Below are 22,918 nucleotides of genomic sequence, written 5' to 3'. Positions count from 1 at the left end.
GCAATATTTTTTTCATTTTTTTTTCCAAAAAGAAACCTTCAAACTTTTCACATTTGAAGGTTTTATGAAATTTAGTTTATTTAAAAAAGTGCTTTTTAATCTAATCCCGCAAATTGAAATGGCTTTGTTTCCTTAAAATTCAGAAGTGAATCGCCAGAATAATTCTCATTATTGGCCAAACTTAATTTTTTAATTTTTCCTTTTTCACTAAAATCAATCTTACTGAATTCAACCCAAATCACATTCGGATTCAAAACATTATCAAAATAATAAACCAGATTTTTTTGATCAGCCACCGTTCTCCAGCGGGTAGAGGAGATGTTAGGTTCTGTTTCTGAGGAAATTCCCAAAGGAACAGAACAGTTTCTAATCACGCCAAAAACACTAGACAAAGCTGTTCTGATATTATCTGTCTTCGGAATTGCATCAATATAATAAGAAGCTCTTACAAAGCGATCTGCAGCACGATTAGTGCCTGGTAGCATAATTGTACCCGGAATCCCTTTCCAATACGCATTGATAGCCAATTGCTGCTCAAAAATAGGAGAATTGGTCATTGCTACATATTTTCTATCATGATGAATAACCAACTTGCCGTTTATATATTCAAAAATAGCATTATCTCCAGTAGAATCAGAAATAGAAAGATGCACTGTAGCATAAATATTCGTTCCCGGAATATGTGAAGAGGTAATTACAAAATCATTCCTTCCAAGAGCCGTAACCGTTTCTGCAACAGTAGAAAAATTATCTAAAACATATTGAAGCCATAAAGAAACAGCCAGACCTTTTACTTTTCCATTTTTTTCAAACGGAGGATATTGCGATTCTACCAACCACAAAAGATTGCCTACAAGTCCTTTTTCGTTCATACCATCAGAAGAAGCAATGTCCCAAGAACTGGTAATAACGCTTCCGTATTTAGATTTCCATTTAATCGAACTGGTTCCAACTTCACCAGATCTTTCAATTCCACGGGGAAAAATCCATAAATTGGCGGGAATTTCACCTTTCCAATCCATCGATCGTGCAGTAATAATTGTTCCGTTTAAACCTTCGTAAACTATCCTTGTACATGGAAGTACAGTTTCAGTCATTAATAAAGTAAAAGCAAGTAGGGCGGGAAAAATTCTGTTTTTGGGTTTCATAAAATTTTAGATTTTAATTAAACGTTTAACTTGAATTTATCAGTTTTTACTGCAATTTACGGAATTTTTATTTTAATTGTTTGAAAATGAAATTAATAGTAATAGAAAAGCGCCAAGATAATTCTCAGCGCTGTTAGTTTTTATTTTAAAGCGAAATACTTTTATCTATATTGATTTGCTCCAAAAAAGATTGATCATGCGAAATCACAATCAAAGTTCCTTTGTATTCATTGATTGCAGCGGTTAATATTTCAATGTTTTGAATATCGAGATTGTTTGTTGGCTCGTCCAGAATGATAATCTCAGGCGATTCGTTGCTAATAGTTAAACAGCACAACATTAAACGCATTCGTTCGCCTCCGCTTAGTGCATTGCAAGGTTTGTCCCAGTCATTTCTAGAAAACAAAAAGCGATTCAGTCTCATTTTTATTTCATGCTCCTCTAAACCGTAGTCATTAAAAACCTGAGCCTGTTCATAAATTGTAAGATTCTGAGTCAATAATGAATAATCCTGATCTATATAAATTGCTTTTTTGGCTAATGAAGTTGATTGTCCTTGCGTTGGATTTAATTCTCCTAGAATAATTTTGATCAAGGTTGTTTTTCCAGAACCATTCAAGCCTTTTATAGCAAGTCGTTCTCCAGAAAGAATTTCAAAATCGAGATTTTCTTTCCAAAGAAGTTTATCTCCATAAGTATAATTAATATCTGAAGCCTCAAAAAGAGTTTTTCCTTTAAGAAAAGAATTGTTTTCAAATCCAAATTTCATCTGATCTATAGTCGGAAGAGACGATCGTAACTGTCTTAAATCCTCAGAAATACCGCTAATTTTTTCAGCGTGAACGTCTTTGAGTTTAGAACTGCTGTTTTCCGCTTTATTTCGAAGCGTATTCATCATAATTCTGGCAACACCAGACTTTTCCTGTTTCTTTTTGCCTCTAGAATCCAATTTATTTTGGCGTTCAATAGTTTCTCTTTCTTTTTCTTTGGCTTTTTTCAATGCCTTTTCTTTGCTCTGAACATCTTGTTCTAAAGCATTGTTTTCAATTTTCTTTTGTTCACTATAAAAATCATAATTACCGCCATAGACCGAAATTTCATTTTTTGTCATTTCTAAAGTCTTATTCAAAAGATTGAGCAGTTTTCTGTCGTGACTAACCACTAAAAGTGTACTAGAAGTAGATTTTATAAAATCATACAATAATGTTCTGCCAGCAAAATCTAAATGATTGCTAGGCTCGTCCAATAAAACTAAATCAGGTTCATGAATCATAATTCCGGCCAAGAAAACTTTTGTTTTCTGGCCTCCGCTTAAAGTTCCCATTTTTTGGTCCAAATCCAAATCATGAAGTTGCCAATAGGACAAAGCTTCATTACACCGTTCCTCGATTGTCCAATCGTCATTTAGAAGCTGAAGATTTTCTTCGGTTACAGTTCCTTCAAGTATTTCTTTAAATGAAGTTATTTTTTCCTTTATCTGCAAGGCTTCTGAAATAGTCAAGTCATTAAACTGTCCGAATAATTGTGGAACAAAATAAGGCTTCGAATTATGAATGATCTGCCCTGAAAAAGGCTGTAATTCACCTGCAATAATTTTTAATAAAGTAGATTTTCCAACACCATTATTTCCGACCAAAGCGGTTTTATCGTGATGATTTAGTGTAAAACTAATGTTTTGAAACAGCATGTCTTTATTCTCATGCTGATATGAGATATTTTGAAGAATAAGCATAATTCCTTTCTTTTATAGATAAATAATCTAGCAGCCACAAAAAAGTGGTTGCCTACTAAATTTTCCTGAAAGAAATTATTTTTCACATAGAGCCTGCTTATTTTAAAGAGATGCAAAGATATTTATTTTAGTCTTAAAAATCAAAAAACCATTCACTACAATTGTAAAGAATGGTTTTTTGAGTAGAATTACTAGTAATTCTTGTTTAAATTTTATCAAATGTTAGTTTGGCTTCTTTGGTGTCTAAAATTAACTTATCGTCTGTGATAGTGCTTTCACATACATAAGGTGTTCCAACTTCGTCTTTAATAACTAGTTTTTTGCCTTTTTGAGTTAAAGCATAAGTTCCGTCTGTGATTTCACGAAGCAGATATCCTGTTACATGCCCGTCTTCTGTAAAAGTAAGCATACCATTGGTTAAAATCGCATTTTTTGTAGAATCAGAAACAGCTTCTTTTGGTTCTACGGCAGTAACTTTCCATGAATTCACAAGCTTGTCTCTTTTACGATGGCATGAAACAATTAATACTACGATAGCAATGGCAATTACGAGGGTAAATAATTTAGAGTTTTTCATGATTTTGTGATTAAAAGTTAAACAGGAAAAAGTTACAAAAAAAAACAACATTAAAATATTCGAAATCAAATATTTATAAAGATTTTTTTTACTTCTTAAATTGAATTGCTTTTAATGCTAAAGGCCTCTATTTTCGGTACTTTTACTGATAACCAGCTATTTATAAATCAGCACTGATAAAAGTCAAAATTAGTCTGATTGGCTTTCTAAGGCTAACTAATTTAAGGTTAAAGCCCCTAAAATTTCTTCATACATGAACGGTCCGCCTGGGTAAGTCGCGGTATAATCCAAATTCATCCACACTTGACCGCGTTCGTCTATATGATAATGCAGTTTTTTGCCGTAGCTTTCTTTTACAAAGAGCACGTTTTTAATCAAGTAATTGACTTTTTCTAAATCAATCATTGAACCAATTAATATTTCAGGATAAATATGTCCTTTCGTATGGATAAGGCGCGGAGTTCCGCCAATGGAACGCACGGCTGCTGCCATCAAAATAGAGTGATCATCGCAATCGCCAGAGAAATATTCTAAAGATTCGCTGGCGGTTGCAATATAATCACCGTCTTTTGGATCGTTTACATAGTTCCACCTGCTGTTTATTTCTTTAAAAACAGCAAAACATTGAATTATAGTTCGATAATCTGAATACCCTCTAATGCCTTTAAAATGCTTTGAAGTTGCCATAATAGCAAAATTTCGCACTTTCGGATTCTGATATTCTATAGCATTGATAATCTTTGTTTTATTTGGAAAAGGAAGCAGTTTTGCCACAATAATATCCTGCGGATAGGGATTATCGGACATGGTGTAAATCATAGAATTATAATCTTCTGAGATTTCGTTAAAACCATAATTTCCAATCACAGATCCATAAAACAGAATCAATAAATAAACTGCAACGCACAGAATAATAATTGTTCTGAGATACATCAGAAGAAAAAATATTGCCGCAAAAACAAAAATAAAAATGAATATACGATCTAGATTGAATGCCCATTCCAAATCGATCAAATTTTGATGCAGTATGATGAAAATCGGAATCGTGATTAAAAGACTTAGAATCGAAATAATAATCCTGTCCCACGGTGATTTCACCTGTAGTTTAGATTTTAATCTCGGTAAGTCAATTTTAGGGAATTTCATCATACGAATCAAAAAGCAGTATTTACAATGCTTTTACTGTTTCTACAAAAATACTTTTTTTATCAATAATTCCCAGATCAAATAATTGATTTTGAATTTTATTAAAAGATTTTTCTGTCAAATTTTTCTGCGACCACTGGGTCAATTTCAGCCATTCTCTAATATCTTCTTCTTTTTGATTAAACAGTTTAGACAATTTCTTGTCTATCTCTGGAATCTCTTTAAAATCAACTGTTGTCTTGTTGATTATTTTAAGAATTGTTTCGACCGTTTTGGCGTTCTTTTTTAAGAATTCGTCGCGTACTACAATAATAAATGATGGCCAAGGAGTAAGGCAGTCTTCAATACGTCTAAAAACACCTTTATCTACAAGCGGTTTCGTCATAAAACGTTCCCACATAAAATAATCAGCTTTTTTATTGGTCAGAGCATCTACAGCACCATCAATTGTATTAACAATCTCGAATTCAAGATCATCCATTTCCCAGCCTTGTTCATTTGCATTTACATAAGCCATTAATTGTGATCCCGAACCTACTCTTGAAATTGCCACTTTTTTATTCTTAAGATCTTTCAGCGTTTGAAAATCTGATTTTGCATCGACGTGAATTCCCCAAATTAATGGAGATTGCACATAAACCTGAACAATTTTACTCGGATTACCAGCTGCAATATCTTTAAGAATTCCTTCGGTTAGAATAACAGCCAAATCTGTTTCTCCGTCACGAAGCATTTGACACATCTTCCCGGTTCCTTCGGGAACATTTGTCCATTGTAAATCGATGTTCTCTTCTTCAAATTCGCCGTTTTCAATACATAGATGCCACGGCAAATTGAAGTGTTCCGGAACACCCGCAATTTTGACAGTTTTCATTTATTTTAAGTTTAAGTTAAGTTGCTTGGTATGCGTATGCGTAATCTTATGGTTAAATTTGGTTAGTTTATTTGTTATTCTTTTTTTACACATAGAAACATAATCTTTTAAGACGCTAAAAAAGGCGCTTCACTAATTTCAGCAAATAGCTATGTGTTAAAGCTTGCTTTTTCTAAAATCTTAAACATCTTCAATAAAAATCTATGTTTCTAAGTGTTCAAATTTTAAGTTTAGTTTTTTAATAAATCTGCCCTATGTTTTTCTGAAAGGCAAGGCTCTGCAAATTCTATTATGTCTTGAGATTCGTATTCATTCAAAAGGCTTCTCACCAAAGAATAATCAACATCTTTGGCTATTTCTACGGCAAAAAAGGTTTCATTTAGCCCTTCAGATAAACAATTGATTGCTTTCAATTTTTCTCTGATAATTTCTTTGTCAAAACCTTTTTCTAGAATAGCAACCTGAACAATCGAATTTCCAGAATTCTGAATCGTTTTTCTATGCATAAAACGTTCTTCTGTTTCATCATATTCTGCATAAAAAATGTCATCTGTAGCAATTAAAGGCCCGAAAAAAGGGATATTATCCAGCCTGAAAAGACCTTTCTCCAGATCGATAATCTCTGCCCACATGGTTTCAGACACTACTTCATCCAGATAATCGCTATAGTATTTAAATAATATTTTTTTATGGGTTTCCTGTTCCATTATTCAATTTCGCTAATTACAGCTTTTAAAGGAGATATTACGATTCTATAACCATCTGGATCCTGAATCATTTTTCCGTTTTCATTCCAGAAAGGATTCAGCGATGGTATAACTGCAATATTTTGCTGTGTTAATTTATTCACTAATTTATCGTAATCTGCAATAGTTTTTGGGTATAAGACCATAACATCGTCTTCATCAAAAGTATGTTTGGCTTTAACATCAGATTGGGTAAACTCAAAATGCCAGTCTAAACCCGGTTTTCCAATAAAAACGCCATCATAATTATTGTGATGTTCAAATCCGCCTAAACGTTCAAATCCGAGTACATCAACATAAAAATTTTCAATTTTTTCTAAATCATTCGTATGTCTGGCCACTCTCAAAAACATAATTTATGTTCTTATTTGATTAATATGATGCTCTAAATGTTCAACATAATCGGTCATTAAAAACCTTAAATCTATTTCAGATTCGTCGGCCAAAATGACTTTGTAATCTAAAGCCTTTTCATCAACAGACTTCATCAACCTTACCATCTGTTTGTTTATGGTAAACCACAACTGCGTAAGTTCCTGAATGTCTATTTTTTGATACTGATTTAAATTTACTAAATCCATTTGATTATATGGTCTGTGGCGATATGGTTTTTCCGCATAATTAATCTCCGTAAAACGGACTAGATTATGAATTGCAGAATCTACCAAATGTCCTAAAATCTCTTTTTTAGACCATTTTCCAGGATTTTTTACTTCTAAAATATCATTGTTTAATGTCGGAATATAATTGACATTTTCGTTCAATAACTGTTCAAATTTAAGAATAGCGTCTTGCATAAAATCTCTAATTAATTACCTGCTAATTTATTCAACGTATAAGCAATCAATTCGTCAACAGCTTTGTATGGATCTGCACTGAAAGTTCCAGAAGCACGATTGGCAATAATAGCATTCAACGATAAAGCATTGTGTCCTAAAAGAGCAGAAAGTCCGTAGATTGCTGCTGTTTCCATTTCTAAATTAGTGATTTTAGTTTCGTTAAAACGAAAATTATCCATTTTATTATTTAATTCCTCATCTTGAATATTCAGACGCAAAACTCTTCCTTGCGGACCATAAAATCCTCCAGCAGTTGCTGTAATTCCTTTAAAAATTCGATCAGATTCGATTAATTTTTCCAGTTTTTCAGAACATTGCGTCACATAAGGTTTTCCTTTTTTAGGATCCCAATTGGTGTGTTTTACAAAAGCATCTTCAATTTCTGTAATAGAAACATCGTCGATTAAGTAGGAGCGAAGCATATTGTCTAATCCCAAACCAAATTTCGACATTACAAAACTGTCAACTGGAATATCTTCTTGAAGAGAACCTGAAGTTCCAATTCTGATAATGTTCAAAGAGGTTAATTTTTCTTTTGTCTGACGTGTTACTAGATCAATATTTACCAAAGCGTCTAATTCGTTTAGCACAATATCAATATTATCAGGTCCAATTCCTGTAGAAACTACAGAAATTCTTTTGCCTTTATAAATACCGGTTTGGGTTTTAAATTCTCTTTTTTGAGCAGAATATTCGATTGAATCGAAAAATTGAGTGATTTTTTCTACTCGGTTTTGGTCACCAACAAAAATAATGTCGTGTGCTATATGTTCAGGACGAAGGTTTAAGTGGTAAACGCTTCCATCTGGATTTAATATCAATTCTGAAGATTGTATCATTTTTTTTAAGTTGCTAAGGTTCTGAGATGCTATCCCGATAGCTATCGGGACTAAGTTTTAAATCTAAATTTCAAAAAGAAAATTCCAAATTCCAATCTTAAATCTAAATTCTGAAATCTAAAATCATTATCCACCTACACGTTTGGTTTTGAATCCTTTTTCTTTTAAGATTGCCATTATTTTATCTCGGTAATCGCCTTGGATTATAATCGAATCATCTTTGAAAGTTCCACCAACGCTTAATTTAGTTTTGATTTCTTTGGCTAAGATTTTAAAATCTTCATCAGAACCTTCATAACCTTCAATAATAGTGGTTGGTTTTCCTTTTCTTTTTTCAAATTTACAAATCATAGGTTCCTTCTGAACGTAAAGAACGTGTTCTTGCTCTTCAACTTGTTCAGGCTCATTTGATTCAACATGATCTGGAAACAGATTCTTTAATTGATCTTTTAAGTCCATATTTTTTTTATTCTAAAAATAAATTTTCAAGCATAAAGATATCTAAAAATTAAATTCCAAACCCCAAGAAAAACTTGGAATTTGGAATTTTTATATCTAGAAAATATTTAAGCTTATTTTTTGATTAAGCCTAACTCTACTAAACGTTCGTATAAGAACTCTCCAGCTGTAATATCTTCGTATTTCTTTGGGTTTTCTTCATCAATGCAATTTTCAAGACAATCCAAACGCATATCGCTTACTGGGTGCATGAAAAACGGAATTGAATAACGTGAAGTTCCCCACAATTCTCTTGGCGGATTTACCACTTGGTGAATTGTAGATTTTAGTTTATTATTGGTGTGTCTAGACAACATATCACCAACATTGATTACCAATTCGTCATCTTCAGCAATGGCATCAATCCAATCGCCGTTGTGGTTTTGAACCTGTAATCCTTTTCCTTGAGCTCCCATCAACAATGTAATCAAGTTGATATCACCGTGAGCCGCCGCACGAATGGCGTTTTCTGGCTCAGAAGTAATAGGAGGGTAGTGGATTGGTCTTAAAATTGAGTTTCCTTCTTTTGCGTATTCATCAAAATAAAACTCATCTAAACCTAAATGTAAAGCCAAAGCTCTTAAAACATAAACACCCGTTTTTTCCAATTTTTGGTACGCTTCTTTACCAACCGCATTAAAACGAGGCAATTCGGTAACTTCAACATTGTCTGGGTATTCAGAAGCCCATCTTGAATCTTTGTCAACGTATTGGCCAAAATGCCAAAATTCTTTTAAATCTCCTTCTTTGCGTCCTTTAGCATGTTCTTTTCCAAAAGAAACATAACCTCTTTGTCCGCCGATTCCAGGAATTTCATATTTATGCTTAGTTTCTATTGGCAAGGCGAAAAAGTTTCTAATTTCACCATAAAGTTCGTCTACCAACTGATCATCAAGAAAATGACCTTTTAAGGCTACGAAGCCAATGTTTTCAAATGCACTGCCGATTTCATTTACAAATTTTTGTTTACGTTTCGGGTCGTCCGAAAGGAAATCACGTAAGTCTACACTAGGAATGTTTTGCATACTTTACATTTTTTATTTTAAAGAAGAAAGGTGTCATAAGTACCTTTCGCTAACAAAGGTAGATAATATTTTAGAAAATAATCTTAAGCTCAGGCATTAAAAGCAGATTTCTGATTAAAATTTTATTTTAGATTCTAATAAAACACCCGCAATTTGTTATATTTGAAACACTAAAAAACAAAAAATTACATGATCTTTTACCGCCAAAACCTGACTGACGCGCAATTATTAGATTTATATAGAAAAATATTAAAACCACGACTGATCGAAGAAAAGATGCTTATCTTGATTCGACAAGGAAAAGTTTCCAAATGGTTTTCTGGAATAGGACAAGAAGCCATTGCTGTTGGGGTAACAGCTGTTTTAGATCCGTCTGAATATGTGCTTCCAATGCACCGAAATCTTGGTGTTTTTACTACTAGAGAGATTCCGCTGCACCGTCTGTTCTCGCAATGGCAAGGAAAAGCAAACGGTTTTACAAAAGGCCGAGATAGAAGTTTTCACTTCGGAACGCAAGAATATAATATCATTGGAATGATTTCGCATTTGGGGCCTCAGTTAGGAATTGCTGACGGAATTGCCCTTGCGAACAAACTTCAAGACAATAAAAAAATAACCGCTGTTTTTACCGGAGAAGGCGCCACAAGTGAAGGCGATTTCCATGAAGCTCTAAATATTGCAGCTGTTTGGAAACTGCCTGTAATGTTTGTTATTGAAAATAATGGTTACGGACTTTCAACGCCAACCAACGAACAATATGCTTGTGAAAATCTTGCCGATAAAGGAATTGGCTACGGAATTGAAAGCTGGATTATTGACGGAAATAATATTGTAGAAATTTACAATAAACTGTCTCAGCTAAAGAAAGAAATGCAGGAAGATCCGCGTCCGATTTTATTGGAATTTAAAACTTTCAGAATGCGCGGGCATGAAGAGGCGAGTGGTACAAAATATGTTCCTCAGGATTTAATGGATCAATGGGAACTGAGAGATCCTGTTACGAATTACAGAAAATATTTGACCGAAAACGGAATTCTAACGACTGAATTAGATGAACAATTTCATGCCCAAATAAAACAGGAAATCGATGAAAATTGGGCAATAGCAAATGCCGAACCTGAAATTGAACCAACTTATAGCGGAGAATTAGATGATGTTTATGAAGAGTTTCAATATGAGGAATATAGTCCTAATTCTGAATCAGAAAATATTCGTTTTATAGATGCCATCAGAAATAGTTTAGAGCAGTCCATGTGGCGCCATAAAAACCTCGTGATTATGGGACAGGATATTGCTGAATATGGAGGAGCTTTTAAAATTACAGAGGGTTTTGTTGATGCTTTTGGAAAAGACAGAATACGCAATACGCCAATCTGCGAAAGCGCCGTAATTTCAACCGGAATGGGACTTTCTATAAATGGTTATAAAGCGATTGTAGAAATGCAATTTGCTGATTTTGTTTCATCTGGTTTTAATCCGATAGTAAATCTTTTAGCAAAATCACATTACCGCTGGGGCGAAAAAGCCGATGTTGTCGTTCGAATGCCTTGCGGAGGAGGAACTCAGGCTGGACCATTTCACTCCCAAACCAATGAGGCTTGGTTTACTAAAACTCCAGGTTTAAAAGTTGTTTATCCAGCATTTCCTTATGATGCTAAAGGACTTTTGAATACTGCAATCAACGATCCGAATCCTGTTTTATTCTTCGAACATAAATTATTATACCGCAGTATTTATCAAGATGTTCCAAAGGACTATTATACTATTCCTTTAGGTAAAGCCGCTTTGGTAAAAGAAGGAAAATCGGTAACGATTATTGCATTTGGAGCAACTGTTCATTGGGCTTTAGACACTTTATCGCAACATCCAGAAATTGATGCTGATGTAATTGATTTAAGAACTTTACAGCCTTTAGACACTGAAACTATTTTTGCTTCGGTTAAAAAAACAGGAAGAGCTATAATCTACCAAGAAGACACTATGTTTGGCGGAATCGCAAGTGATATTTCGGCTTTAATTATGGAAAACTGCTTCGAATATCTAGATGCTCCTGTAAAACGTGTAGCAAGTTTAGATTCGCCAATTCCATTTACAAAAGCACTTGAAGATCAGTTTTTGCCAAGAAATAGATTCGAACAAACTCTGAAAGAGTTATTAGAATACTAAGTTTCTGAGATACTGAGTTGCTAAGACGCTAAGAAAAAAACTTAAAATCTTAGCAACTTAGAGCCTTGGAAACTTTAAATAAGAACAACCAATCGTTTCCCGTCTGGAACTTCTGCATTCCACATTTTTTCTATATCTGATAAATTCACTGTTTCAATATTTACTTTTAGTATATTTTTTGAAGCTAAAAGAAACATTTCTGGAAGTATTTCAGAAAATAAGAGTTTGACTTCTTCTTTTGACCAGCTTCCCAATCCAGAACCAGATAATTGAAGATCGACACTTCGTAAAATCTGAGCCGATAATTGAATAGTATCTCCAGACATTGAGCCTACAGAAACATATCGGGTTTTGTGCGTAAAATTCCCATTTCCTTTTAAAACTGAAAAAATAAGTTCTGCAGAATGTCCCCATAAATAATCTATTACAATATCTATTGGAGTATTTTTATGGATTTCTTTTAACTGAGAAATAAAAGATACGTCATCTTGTTTTAAGGAAATAATTTCATTGGCACCCAATTCTAAAAGACTTTCAAGCGATTTTTCATTTCTTCCTGTAACAATAATGTTTTTAGCTCCATAATGCTTTGCAATTTGAGCAGCTATTTGTCCCGTAAAACCAGTTGCTCCATTAATTAAAACCGTTTCTCCCGGTTTTATTCCCGCTCTAAAACGAAGTGCCATTGCCGAACCAGCGACTGCATTCGGCATTGCCGCGGCTGTTGCATTATCAATTCCGTCTGGCAAAGCTACCATTCGATTTTTCTCTACAAGTGCTTTTTCTGCGATTGTTCCAGAGATTCCGCGAGCGTAAACTCTTGTTCCGTTTTCTAGAACTCCGATTCCGTCGCTTCCGACTATAAATCCGTTTTGATTTTCTTTTTCTGACGAATAATGATCTCCGCTGGCAATTCCTTTATCCAAATTGGTAATGGCTACGGCTTTTACAGAAACTAAAACTTCATTTTCATTTGATGCAATTGGTTCTGGAAATTCTGCATATTTTGGCAATTCGCCTTTTTTATAAACTCCTGCTGCTTTCATAATTATTTAATTTTATGAAGCAAAATTATAAAGTCGTATATGAGCAAACGATAACATTTGTTATCAAATTTTCTTTAAACCATATAAGTTATATAAGTCAATTTAAGCTTGAGTTAAAAGTCAATTATTCTTTATTATTAGTTTACTTTTTAGTCTGCTTAGATGCACAGTAGTTATTCCCAAATAAGAAGCGATATAATGTTGCGGAACACGCATTATGATCTGAGGCCTTTCTTTAATTAAATTAGTATATCGCTCTACAGGAGAATTTTTTATGAACGAAACAAAATATTTCATATAATCAAAAGTACGCTCAAAAAGCATATTAATTAGACTATCCCTTAATTCTGGTATTTCTTTGATTTCTTCGAGAATTTTATCCAGATCATTTTTATGAATCCACCACAAAATTGAAGGCTCAATCGTTTCTATATTTGTTGGACTTGGAAGTTTCTTCATAAAACTTTCGATAGAAGCAACGCTCTGATTTTCGAAAAAGAATTGCGTAGTCAGATCTTTTCCGTTATTGTTAAACCAAACCCGAATACAGCCTTTTTCTATGATATAAAGTTTCTTTGAAACTTCGCCTTCTTCTAAAAGCGTAGTTTTTGCAGTAACTTCAAGACGGCTGAAATAACCGATATATTCGTTCCATTTCTCATCAGTTAAAGGGATTTATTTCGGAATTGATTGAACATGTTTTCAAATTATAAGTTCCAAAAATAGGTTACAGCTTTTATCAAAATTACTATTCCAATAAAATAATAAATCGCATAAAATCCAATATCCAGTGAGTTAAATAAAAGTATGAAAGAGAGATATGGATAGCTGTCAACAAGTATTCTATAAATCCTATTTATTTTTAAATCTTTAAATTCATAAAGAATAAATTTATGCTTAACATCATCAAAATATTTTAAATTTAAAATTGATGCAACTATTCCAAAAGCGCTAAAACTGTAAAAAGTAATATCATTAAATGACTGAAAAAATAAAGAATATAAAGTCAATATGTTTATAAAAAAAAGAATAGACAAAAATCTTGCAGTTGAAGATTCAGCCGAAGTCTTATTTGTTTCCGAAATAATTTCATAAGTACGAAAGTACAGATAATGGTATGCTTTAGTCATTATTGTTATTTAGAATCCGATTCCACTTCAAACAATTGCACCTGATTTTTCAATCGGTCAATTAATAAATTCATCATTCTTTTATTTAGATCAGAAGAATTTTTAATATAAGTATTGTATTCATCTACTGTAAAAAGCGCCATTACGATTCCTTTTAATGAATTTCTGAATTTAATATCTTTTTGAATGGAATTTTCGATGGTCTGAAGTTTCTTTTCAACCGAATAAGAATAAAAATCGGGTTTGTTTTTGTTTACGTAATTGATAAAAACGGCAATGAACAAGTCGTTTTGAAGTTTTAAAATCGGCCTGATGGTCTGGTTTTGAAAGATCTCATCTGCTGAAGATTGAGCACTTACGGTTCCTAAAGTTTCGCCTCTGAATTCTTTTAAAAAAGTGTCTCTATCTTCCATGTCTTTTGTTTTAAGTTTTTCTTAAAGTTAACGAAATAATCCCACAGTAAAAACCTATTTTTGTTTTTCTAAAAATAAATTATGCGATTATTTCTGTTTCTATGCTTATTATTAGCTTCTTGCAATTCTAAAGAAGATAAAGAAAAATATAACCGCCAATTATATCGCGCTGTAAATAATAAAGATACAGCTGTTTTGGACATTCACATAAATGACAAACGTTTTTATGGACGCTACGAAATTTCACATTACGGAGCCGGAAAAGATTCTGGCGATGTGAGAGGTCACTTAAGAGGCGATACGCTGAGAGGCGATTTCCATTATATTTCTTTTGGTGGCGGATGGAAAAGAGTTCCTTTGGCGCTTTTAAAGAAAGATGGCAAACTTTATTTAGGAAAAGGAGTTATCGGAACGTATTTCAATCTTCCGTGTTATGTTTCAGAAGTTCCTATTGAGTATACTAACCCAGAGTTTCTTTTTGAAAGGATAGAGTAGGGATTATTAAAATTCCAAACTGAAATGGCATGTGTGTTTTACCGCAAAGCACGCAAAGTCTTTTTGATATACTAAACCTATAAAAACGCAAAGTTCGCAAAGCTTTGTGAAAAAAACCTTGCGAACCTTGCGTAAATCTTTGCGAACTTTGCGGTCAAAAATCTAACCAATACTCGACGGTAATTCAAAAATTTCAAGATCAAAATATCTTACTGACGCCATTACGTGGTCGAAAATATCGGCCATAATATATTCATAATTTGCCCAGCGCTTGTCACTTGAAAATACGTAGATCTCCAACGGAACTCCATGTGCCGTCGATTGCAACTGTCGGCATATGATGTGCATATTTTTATTTAATCCGGGATGATCAGTCAAATATTGAATGATGTATTTTCTAAACAATCCTAAATTGGTCATGTTTCGGCCATTTAGCGAAAGCGTTTTATCAATTCCTCTAAGATCATTGTATCGGTCAATTTCCGCTTGACGGCTGTCAATATAAGAAGTGATGAGCTGTACTTTTCGCAATTGACGCAAATCTTCATCATTTAAAAAACGAATGGTGCTGCTTTTAATCAAAATATGTCTTTTGATGCGTCTCCCTTCAGATTTCTGCATTCCGCGCCAGTTCTGAAAAGAATCTGAACTTAAAGCATAGGTTGGAATTGTGGTTATGGTGTTATCAAAATTTCGAACTTTTACAGTTGTCAAATTGATTTCTATAACATCTCCGTCAGCTCCAAATTTATCCATTGTAATCCAGTCGCCAATACGAACCATATCGTTTATGGCAACCTGAACACTAGAAACAAATCCAAGAATAGTATCTCTGAAAATCAAGATGATAATTGCCGAAAGTGTTCCTAGAATAGTTAAAAGTTCTCCTTTCTTAATTCCGAATAAAGTAGAAATAATCATGGCAACTCCAAAAATCCAAAGCACGATCATAATAACCTGAACAAAGCTGTCAATTGGTTTGTCACTGTATTCTGGTTTTTGTTTTAAATAATCACGTAACGAATTAAAAACAGTTCTAACAATCCATAATCCGAGTAATACAATATAGATGCCGACTATTTTTCCAAACATGGATTCCCAATATTCGTATTTATCCAGAATAACGGGAACGGCTTTGTAAATAAAGAAAAACGGAATTAAATAAGCGGTATATCTAGTGGTTTTATTTTGAATTAAATAATCGTCAAATTTAGTTTTAGTTCGCTGAGCGAAAATAGCGGTCAAAGTGACTAAAATAAATTTGGCGGCGTAATAAATTACATAAGCAAGTGCTATTAAAATAGCGATGTTAAAGATCAAGCTGGTATAAGACGCCACGTTGCGGCTCATTCCCCAATCTCTAAAAACAGGATATAAAAAATTAAATATTTTCTCCAAAAACTTATGCATTTGCTTTAGTTTCTAAATATTTTTTCTCAATGTAAAAAGTTCCAAACGGAATAAGAGAAGCCACTAAAATGATTGCAAAAGTTTTTAAATCCCAATTCATTGATTTTTTCAATAAAAAGGCTAAAAGAATGTATCCGATAAATAAAACACCGTGTGTCATTCCTAACGGACGTAATAATGTATGGTAAAGTTCAGGATTATTGTTTTTGATAATTAACATATTAGCAAATAATACTAAATAAGAGATTCCCTCTAAAATGGCAGTAACTTTGAAAATCTTGAGCATGTATATATTTTTTAAGTTTTATGCCAGCAAAATTAAGGATTCTGGATTGATTTTAGAATTTAAAACTCACAAATTAAATCAATCCGATGGGCTGAAAATTGGAATTTGGAATTTAAAATTTTGAAAATTATCTTTACTCTATGAGTAAAAGAGATTTAAAAAAATATTTAGGCGAATTATCAAAAGAGCAGTTGGAAGAACAATTGATAGAATTGTACGAGAAATTTGCTCCAGTAAAAGTGTATTATGACTTTGTTTTTAACCCGAAAGAAGACAAATTGCTTCAGGAGGCAAAAGTCAAAATCTCGCACGAATATTTTCCAATCAAAAAACCTGGAGCAAAATGGCGTCCAAAAGCCAAAATGAGACGATCTGTTGCTCAGAAATTAATCAAACATTTTATGATGTTGGGCGTTGACTCGTATGTGGTGGCTGACATTATGCTTTACAATATTGAAATTGCGCAAACGTTTTCTTCGCAGAATTTCATCAAACAGGAATTATTTTACAAAAGCCTCTTTAATTCTTTTGAGCAGGCGGTAAATTATATTGTTTCAAACGGAATTTTTACTGATTTTAAATTGCGAATTAATACTATTTTGGAGGAAACTTTAAATCAAAAATGGAAAAATAGATACGATTTTGAGGCAATTTTAGAGAAAATCGACTACTAAAACCCTTTCTCATAAAAAATCTTTATTCAAAAAAAATATTTATTTTACGTTAAAAGAGGATGAATAACTGTTTTTTCGATGTATTTTTGCAAAAATCCAAAAATAAACAATGTCTCAAACTTTAGAAATACAAAGAGAAGATAAAAAAGAACTGTATGCATACCAAAAAGGCGATATTGACGCTATTTTTGACCGTTTAGATAATGCTCCTCCGAAACACCACTTACTGTATCAGCTTCCAACTGGAGGAGGAAAAACAGTAATATTTTCTGAAATCGTACGCCGCTATTTGTCTAATAACGATAAAAAAGTGGTGGTTTTGACGCACCGTATCGAACTTTGTAAACAAACTTCAAAAATGTTGACAGGTTTTGGCGTTACAAACAAAATAATCAATAGTAAAGTAAAAGAATTGCCAGACCAGAATGATTTTTCATGTTTTGTGGCAATGGTTGAAACTTTAAAAAACCGTATTAATGATGAAAAACTTCATCTAGACAATATTGGTTTGGTTATTATTGATGAGGCACACTACAACTCATTTAGAAAATTATTAAACTCATTTAAAAATGCTTTTATCCTTGGAGTAACAGCAACACCTTTGAGTTCTAATATAAAACTACCAATGCACCAAAGTTACCACGAACTTATTGTTGGTGATACAATTGGCTCATTGATTGAAAAAGGTTTCTTGGCAAAAGCAACAACTTACAGCTACGACGTTGGTTTGACTTCATTAAAAGTGGGTATCAATGGAGATTATACTGTAAAATCTTCAGACGATTTATATACCAATACTTTGATGCAGGAAAAACTGCTTCATGCGTATACAGAACGCTCTTTAGGAAAGAAAACCTTGATTTTCAATAACGGTATTCATACGTCTTTGTATGTATATGAAACTTTTAGAGAAGCAGGCTACGATATCAGACACTTAGACAACACAAGTAGTTCTGAAGAGCGTAAAGACATTTTGCAGTGGTTTAAAAAGACTCCAGATGCCATTTTGACTTCTGTCGGAATTTTGACAACTGGTTTTGACGAACCAACTGTAGAGACGATTATTTTGAATAGAGCAACAAAATCGTTGACTTTGTATTTCCAAATGATTGGTCGTGGTTCTCGTAAATTGCCTGGAAAAGATGAGTTTACAGTTATCGATTTAGGAAACAACGCCGCTCGTTTTGGTTTATGGAGTGATCCTGTAAACTGGCAGCATATTTTTAAATCTCCAGAATTTTACTTGGAAAATCTTCGCGATGACCACGAAATTGAAATGTTCTTTAAATACAGCATGCCACCAGAATTGCGTGCGAAATTCAGTAAAACTGCCGATGTTAGTTTTGATGTAGATGAAGAACACAAATTAATCATCAAACAGAATCTTCGTTCTAAAGTAGTTTTAGATAAATCTCTAGATCAGCATGCTTCGATGTGTGTTGATAATACTGAAACACTTCAGGAAGCAAAAATGCTTGCGAGAGAATTAGAAGATGATATTGAAGATCGTATCAAACGTTATTCTAAATGTTTAAGTCAATGCAGTAAAAACTACCGCGAATGGCTAGTTGACGATTACAAACAAAGATTAACTTTATTAATAGGTAAAAAGTATCGTGAGAAAATCATGAACGAACCAGATTGATAATTTCAATTAATACAAAAAATTATATGATCTTTGTCAAAGTTTAAAACTTTGGCAAAGATTTTTATTTTCAAGTCATCCCAAAAAAACATTCAAATATTGAGTAATCTGCATCAAATCTAAAATCAGAACTCAAAAATCTAAAATAATTATGTCTAAACCATTCTCAACATTAGGAATTTCAGCTCCAATTTTAAAAGCTTTAAGCGAATTAAACATTGTTGAACCTACAGAAATTCAACAAAAAACAATTCCGTTATTTTTGAGCGAAGCCCATGATATTGTTGGTTTAGCCAAAACAGGAACAGGAAAAACGGCCGCTTTCGGATTGCCTTTATTGCAATTGGTCAATACAGAATCGACAATAATTCAAGCTGTAATTTTGGTTCCGACCAGAGAATTAGGTCAGCAGATTTTTAGAAACTTAGAAAGTTTTTCAAAATATATTCCCAATATATCTATAGCTCAAATTTGCGGAGGAACTCCAATAAAACCGCAAATTGAACGATTAAAAGAAGGTGCTCAAATTGTAGTGGCAACTCCAGGACGTTTAATCGATTTGATTCAACGAAAAGCAATCGATTTAAAACAAACTGAGTATTTGGTTTTGGACGAAGCTGATGAAATGGTAGCGATTCTTAAAGAAAGTTTAGACCAAATTATTGCTGAAATTCCAAAAAAACATCGCACTTTATTATTCTCGGCAACACTTCCTGGAACGATAAAACAGCTGATTCAAAATTATTTGCATAAAAATGTAATTCAGATAAGTGCCAACATGGAAACTGTTGGAAACGAAGGAATTGATCACGAATATATTGTGGTTGATCCGATTGAAAAACTAGAAGTTTTAATGCATTTCTTGAATTCTAGAGACGGTGAAAGAGGTATTATTTTCTGTAAAACGAAAGCTGCTGTTAACAAATTAGCCAAAAATCTAGCGATAAATAAATTTTCTTCAGGTGCGCTTCACGGAAGTTTGACACAAGGTATTCGTGACCGAATTATGGAACAATTTCGTGAAGGACATATCAATATTTTGGTTGCAACAGATTTGGCTGCGAGAGGAATCGATGTAAAAGAAATCTCCTATGTAATTAATTATCATTTGCCTGACACTTACGAAAATTACGTTCACCGAAGCGGAAGAACCGCAAGGGCAGGAGCAAAAGGACTTTCGTTGACCGTTTTACAGCAAGAAGAAGTTTTTGAAATTGCTGATTTTGAAAGAGAATTGGGAATTCAGTTTTCGGAATTTAAAAAACCTTCTGCAGCAAGTGTCGAAGAAAATAATATGCTTTTGTGGGCGAGACAAATCTTTAAAACAAAACCAAATCACGAGCTTTCTGCAGATTTAAAAACAAAAGTAAAAACCGTTTTTCATCATTTGACTAAAGACGAACTTATCGAGAAATTAATGGCAAGTTATGTACTACAGAACAAAATCGATATAGTTGATAAAACAGTTAAAAAATTCAAAAAGTAATAAATATGACAATTGTCATTGCATATTAAAGTTGTATATTTATAAGGAATAATTTTATAATCCTACTTAATACAACATATATGAAAATAGTCATTATTGGAGGTGGATTTGCAGGAATCAATCTGGCAAAAGAGCTTGTAAATCAGCCTCAAATACAAGTAACTCTTGTAGACAAGAATAATTATAATTTTTTTCCACCACTTATATATCAGGTTGCTACGGCATTTTTAGAGCCATCAAGCATTAGCTATCCGTTCAGAAAATTCTTTGCTGGCAAGAAAAATCTGCAGTTTCGTTTAGGCGAATTATTATCAGTTTCTCCTGCCGAAAAGAAAATCACTCTAAGTAACGGAGAACTAGAATACGATTACCTTGTTTTTGCAACTGGAGCAGAGACGAGTTATTTTGGTATGGAAAACGTGATGAAAAACGCTATCCCGATGAAAACCTTAAATGATGCCATCGTAATGCGTAATACATTACTTAAAAACCTTGAAAAAGCTGCCATTTGTAAGGATATGCGAAAAAGACGTAAATTACTTACAATTGTTGTAGCAGGAGGGGGGCCAACAGGAGTAGAGGTTTCTGGAATGTTTGCCGAAATGAGGAAAAATATTCTTTTGAAAGAATACCCAGAATTAGATACCTCTGCCAGCAATGTTTATTTGGTTGATGGTGGCGATGCACTTTTGGCGCCAATGAGCAAAGATTCGCAAAAAGATACTTTAGAAGCTTTGACAAAACTTGGAGTTGTGGTTAAATTAAACACTAAAGTTGTAGATTATGTTGACGACACTGTAGTTTTTGAAAATGGAGAAACCATCAAAACCAAAAACTTAATTTGGGCTGCTGGGGTTTCTGCTAAAATTTTCGAAGGAATTCCAAAAGAAAGTTACGGACGTGGTCGACGTATGGCAACTGATGAATTTAACAAAGTGAATGGCGTAGATAATATTTATGCCATTGGAGACACTGCTATTTTAGCAGGAGATAAAAATTTCCCTGATGGTCATCCGCAGGTTGCACAAGTAGCTATTCAGCAAGGTTTAAATCTGGCTAAAAACTTCAAAGCCATGGTTGCTAATAAGCCACTTAAACCTTTTGCTTACAAGGACAAAGGATCGATGGCCATTATCGGAAAAGCAAAAGCTGTTGTAGATTTGCCAAGTCCAAAATGGCATTTTAAAGGCTTCTTTGCTTGGATTATCTGGCTGTTTATTCACTTAATTTCTCTAATCACTTACAGAAACAGATTAAATACATTCTGGAACTGGATGGTAGCGTATTTTGCAAAAGATCAATCGCTTAGAATGATTATTAGACCAGATAAAAAGACACAGAATTAGAGTTTAAAATTCCAATTTTTTAAATTCCAAATTCCAATTTATAGAAAAGCCAAAATCTTTTGATTTTGGCTTTTTATATTTAAATTATTGAAGTTTTGGAATTTGGAATTTCTTTTTTGAAATTTAAAACTTTTAATGACCAATCATAACATCATCACTATCTGATAGTTCAACTTTCTCTTTTATAAATCGTTTACCAATATTTAAAATTATAAATGCGGTTATAGTTGTAGTCGTCATAATCGCGACCATTGGCGTTACAGAATCTTTCACAAAAACACCAACTGCAAACGAAGCCAAAGCACCGATTCCAAGCTGAATTGCACCCATTAATGCAGAAGCACTTCCGGTATTCTTAGCAAAAGGAGCCAACGTTAATCCCGCAGTATTGGGATTTGAAATTCCTAAACATGCCAAAAACAAGAATAACATTCCGATAGTTTGATACAATCCTAAAAGGTCATTTAAAGCCAAAATCAGGAACATTATACTTATAACAGATTGAGAAATCAAAGCTCCAAAAATCATCTGTTCGCTCGAAAATCTCTTTAATAGCATAGAATTCAACTGACTTGAACCAATAAAACTAACAGACATAAGCGCGAAAATCCATCCATAAGTTTTAGCATCAACTTTATAAATATCCATAAATACCAGAGGAGAAGCCGCCACATAAGAAAATAATCCTGAAAAAGCGACAGCGCCTGTAAACGCATACGTATAAAATTGAGGTTCTTTTATTACCAGAAGAAAATTAGACAGAATCGGTTTTGGCTTTAACGAAATCGAAGTGTCTGGTTTGTAAGTGTTTGGAAGTCCAAATTGTGAAGCAGCCAAAATCACGATTCCCATACACATTAGTATAAAAAAGACAGCGTGCCAGCCCAAATCTTCAGTAACATAACCGCCAATGGTTGGTGCGAGCATTGGAGAAAGTCCCACAACGAGCATTAAAAGCGAAAACACCTTGGGAATATCTTTTACAGGAAATAAATCACGAACCATTGCTACTGAGGCTACAGTTGCGGCACAGCTACCAATAGCTTGAACAAAACGAAGCATTATAAAAGCATCAATATCAGCAACATAAATACATCCCAAAGACGCAAGAATGTAGACCAAAAGTCCAACTAAGAGAGGTTTTTTACGTCCGAAACGATCTAATAAAGGGCCATAAAGTAATTGTCCGGCCGAAATTCCGATGAAATAACTGGATAAGCTCATCGAAACTTTAGCAACCGTAGTATTTAAATCTTTTGCAATTCCCGAAAAACCAGGCAGGTACATATCGATTGAAAAAGGACCAAGAGCAGTTAAAGAGCCCAATATCAGAATGAGCTGAATATATTTTTTTGTTGTCATTATCTTAAAAAGTGGCTTATAATTTTTTGCAAAGG

The 22,918-nt window shown here is 33.4% G+C and carries 24 protein-coding genes; 6 read left to right on the top strand and 18 right to left on the bottom strand.

What is annotated here, in order from left to right:
- Positions 1 to 95: 95 nt before the first annotated feature.
- The 11 genes from FF52_RS07040 to FF52_RS06990 all read right to left on the bottom strand — a co-directional run bounded on the left by FF52_RS07040 (position 96) and on the right by FF52_RS06990 (position 9,424).
- Positions 96 to 1,148: a linear amide C-N hydrolase gene (locus FF52_RS07040; protein ID WP_008464152.1), complete on the bottom strand. Its 1,053-nt coding sequence runs from the start codon at positions 1,146 to 1,148 to the stop codon at positions 96 to 98.
- Between the two features lie 145 nt (positions 1,149 to 1,293).
- Positions 1,294 to 2,880 (bottom strand): ribosomal protection-like ABC-F family protein, encoded by a 1,587-nt coding sequence (gene abc-f / locus FF52_RS07035; protein WP_008464151.1) that lies wholly within the window; start codon positions 2,878 to 2,880, stop codon positions 1,294 to 1,296.
- A 205-nt stretch (positions 2,881 to 3,085) separates the two neighbouring features.
- Positions 3,086 to 3,457 carry a hypothetical protein gene (locus FF52_RS07030; protein WP_236940363.1) on the bottom strand — a complete coding sequence of 124 codons (372 nt, stop codon included), beginning with the start codon at positions 3,455 to 3,457 and terminating at the stop codon, positions 3,086 to 3,088.
- A 216-nt stretch (positions 3,458 to 3,673) separates the two neighbouring features.
- Entirely contained in the window at positions 3,674 to 4,606 is a 933-nt protein-coding gene (locus FF52_RS07025) for a hypothetical protein (RefSeq protein WP_035691036.1), read from the bottom strand.
- A gap of 19 nt (positions 4,607 to 4,625) precedes the next feature.
- Complete coding sequence (locus FF52_RS07020; protein ID WP_008464148.1) at positions 4,626 to 5,477, bottom strand: substrate-binding domain-containing protein; 852 nt, start codon at positions 5,475 to 5,477, stop codon at positions 4,626 to 4,628.
- A 230-nt stretch (positions 5,478 to 5,707) separates the two neighbouring features.
- The gene (locus FF52_RS07015) at positions 5,708 to 6,184 is read right to left on the bottom strand and encodes a DUF4265 domain-containing protein (RefSeq protein ID WP_008464147.1); all 477 of its coding nucleotides are present in this window, start codon (positions 6,182 to 6,184) and stop codon (positions 5,708 to 5,710) included.
- Positions 6,184 to 6,576, bottom strand: coding sequence for a VOC family protein (locus tag FF52_RS07010; RefSeq protein WP_008464146.1), 393 nt, complete (start codon positions 6,574 to 6,576; stop codon positions 6,184 to 6,186). The genes FF52_RS07015 and FF52_RS07010 overlap by 1 nt, the downstream gene beginning before the upstream one ends.
- 3 nt (positions 6,577 to 6,579) lie before the next feature.
- Positions 6,580 to 7,020 carry a DinB family protein gene (locus FF52_RS07005; RefSeq protein WP_008464144.1) on the bottom strand — a complete coding sequence of 147 codons (441 nt, stop codon included), beginning with the start codon at positions 7,018 to 7,020 and terminating at the stop codon, positions 6,580 to 6,582.
- An 11-nt stretch (positions 7,021 to 7,031) separates the two neighbouring features.
- Positions 7,032 to 7,901 carry a nucleoside phosphorylase gene (locus FF52_RS07000; RefSeq protein ID WP_008464142.1) on the bottom strand — a complete coding sequence of 290 codons (870 nt, stop codon included), beginning with the start codon at positions 7,899 to 7,901 and terminating at the stop codon, positions 7,032 to 7,034.
- A gap of 126 nt (positions 7,902 to 8,027) precedes the next feature.
- On the bottom strand, positions 8,028 to 8,360 hold the full coding sequence (locus tag FF52_RS06995) for a translation initiation factor (protein ID WP_008464140.1): 333 nt from the start codon (positions 8,358 to 8,360) through the stop codon (positions 8,028 to 8,030).
- A 113-nt stretch (positions 8,361 to 8,473) separates the two neighbouring features.
- Positions 8,474 to 9,424 (bottom strand): isopenicillin N synthase family dioxygenase, encoded by a 951-nt coding sequence (locus tag FF52_RS06990; RefSeq protein WP_008464139.1) that lies wholly within the window; start codon positions 9,422 to 9,424, stop codon positions 8,474 to 8,476.
- A gap of 189 nt (positions 9,425 to 9,613) precedes the next feature.
- Between FF52_RS06990 and FF52_RS06985 the strand changes: the two genes are divergently transcribed.
- On the top strand, positions 9,614 to 11,590 hold the full coding sequence (locus FF52_RS06985; RefSeq protein WP_008464138.1) for an alpha-ketoacid dehydrogenase subunit alpha/beta: 1,977 nt from the start codon (positions 9,614 to 9,616) through the stop codon (positions 11,588 to 11,590).
- A gap of 74 nt (positions 11,591 to 11,664) precedes the next feature.
- On the opposite strand, the gene FF52_RS06980 is transcribed toward FF52_RS06985, so the two are convergent.
- From FF52_RS06980 to FF52_RS06965, 4 genes are all read right to left on the bottom strand, one after another.
- Positions 11,665 to 12,636, bottom strand: coding sequence for a quinone oxidoreductase family protein (locus tag FF52_RS06980; RefSeq protein ID WP_008464136.1), 972 nt, complete (start codon positions 12,634 to 12,636; stop codon positions 11,665 to 11,667).
- Positions 12,637 to 12,756: 120 nt separating this feature from the next.
- Entirely contained in the window at positions 12,757 to 13,197 is a 441-nt protein-coding gene (locus FF52_RS06975; RefSeq protein WP_237718536.1) for a Crp/Fnr family transcriptional regulator, read from the bottom strand.
- 146 nt (positions 13,198 to 13,343) lie between these two features.
- Complete coding sequence (locus tag FF52_RS06970) at positions 13,344 to 13,766, bottom strand: hypothetical protein (RefSeq protein WP_008464131.1); 423 nt, start codon at positions 13,764 to 13,766, stop codon at positions 13,344 to 13,346.
- 5 nt (positions 13,767 to 13,771) lie between these two features.
- Complete coding sequence (locus tag FF52_RS06965) at positions 13,772 to 14,179, bottom strand: hypothetical protein (protein WP_008464130.1); 408 nt, start codon at positions 14,177 to 14,179, stop codon at positions 13,772 to 13,774.
- Positions 14,180 to 14,260: 81 nt separating this feature from the next.
- Between FF52_RS06965 and FF52_RS06960 the strand changes: the two genes are divergently transcribed.
- Entirely contained in the window at positions 14,261 to 14,674 is a 414-nt protein-coding gene (locus FF52_RS06960; protein ID WP_008464127.1) for a hypothetical protein, read from the top strand.
- Positions 14,675 to 14,836: 162 nt separating this feature from the next.
- Here the strand turns inward: FF52_RS06960 and FF52_RS06955 are convergent, their stop codons facing one another.
- A complete protein-coding gene (locus tag FF52_RS06955; RefSeq protein WP_008464125.1) occupies positions 14,837 to 16,084 on the bottom strand; it encodes a mechanosensitive ion channel family protein in 1,248 nt (415 codons plus the stop codon).
- Entirely contained in the window at positions 16,077 to 16,370 is a 294-nt protein-coding gene (locus FF52_RS06950; protein WP_008464118.1) for a DUF3817 domain-containing protein, read from the bottom strand. The genes FF52_RS06955 and FF52_RS06950 overlap by 8 nt, the downstream gene beginning before the upstream one ends.
- Positions 16,371 to 16,510: 140 nt before the next feature.
- On the opposite strand from FF52_RS06950, the gene FF52_RS06945 reads away from it, so the two are divergent.
- The 4 genes from FF52_RS06945 to FF52_RS06930 all read left to right on the top strand — a co-directional run bounded on the left by FF52_RS06945 (position 16,511) and on the right by FF52_RS06930 (position 21,521).
- Entirely contained in the window at positions 16,511 to 17,044 is a 534-nt protein-coding gene (locus FF52_RS06945; RefSeq protein WP_008464116.1) for a DUF6155 family protein, read from the top strand.
- 109 nt (positions 17,045 to 17,153) lie between these two features.
- Positions 17,154 to 18,689: a DEAD/DEAH box helicase gene (locus FF52_RS06940; protein ID WP_008464114.1), complete on the top strand. Its 1,536-nt coding sequence runs from the start codon at positions 17,154 to 17,156 to the stop codon at positions 18,687 to 18,689.
- 151 nt (positions 18,690 to 18,840) lie between these two features.
- Positions 18,841 to 20,175, top strand: a complete 1,335-nt coding sequence (locus FF52_RS06935) for a DEAD/DEAH box helicase (RefSeq protein ID WP_008464112.1) — start codon at positions 18,841 to 18,843, stop codon at positions 20,173 to 20,175.
- Positions 20,176 to 20,255: 80 nt separating this feature from the next.
- Positions 20,256 to 21,521, top strand: a complete 1,266-nt coding sequence (locus FF52_RS06930; RefSeq protein WP_008464110.1) for an NAD(P)/FAD-dependent oxidoreductase — start codon at positions 20,256 to 20,258, stop codon at positions 21,519 to 21,521.
- Positions 21,522 to 21,653: 132 nt separating this feature from the next.
- On the opposite strand, the gene FF52_RS06925 is transcribed toward FF52_RS06930, so the two are convergent.
- On the bottom strand, positions 21,654 to 22,883 hold the full coding sequence (locus FF52_RS06925) for a multidrug effflux MFS transporter (protein WP_008464108.1): 1,230 nt from the start codon (positions 22,881 to 22,883) through the stop codon (positions 21,654 to 21,656).
- Positions 22,884 to 22,918: the final 35 nt, after the last annotated feature.

Origin of the sequence: Flavobacterium sp. F52, assembly GCF_000278705.1 — a bacterium.
Lineage (GTDB): Bacteria > Bacteroidota > Bacteroidia > Flavobacteriales > Flavobacteriaceae > Flavobacterium > Flavobacterium anhuiense.
The sequence above is the reverse complement of the archived record's forward strand: the minus strand, read 5'-3'. Positions and strand labels throughout refer to the sequence as shown.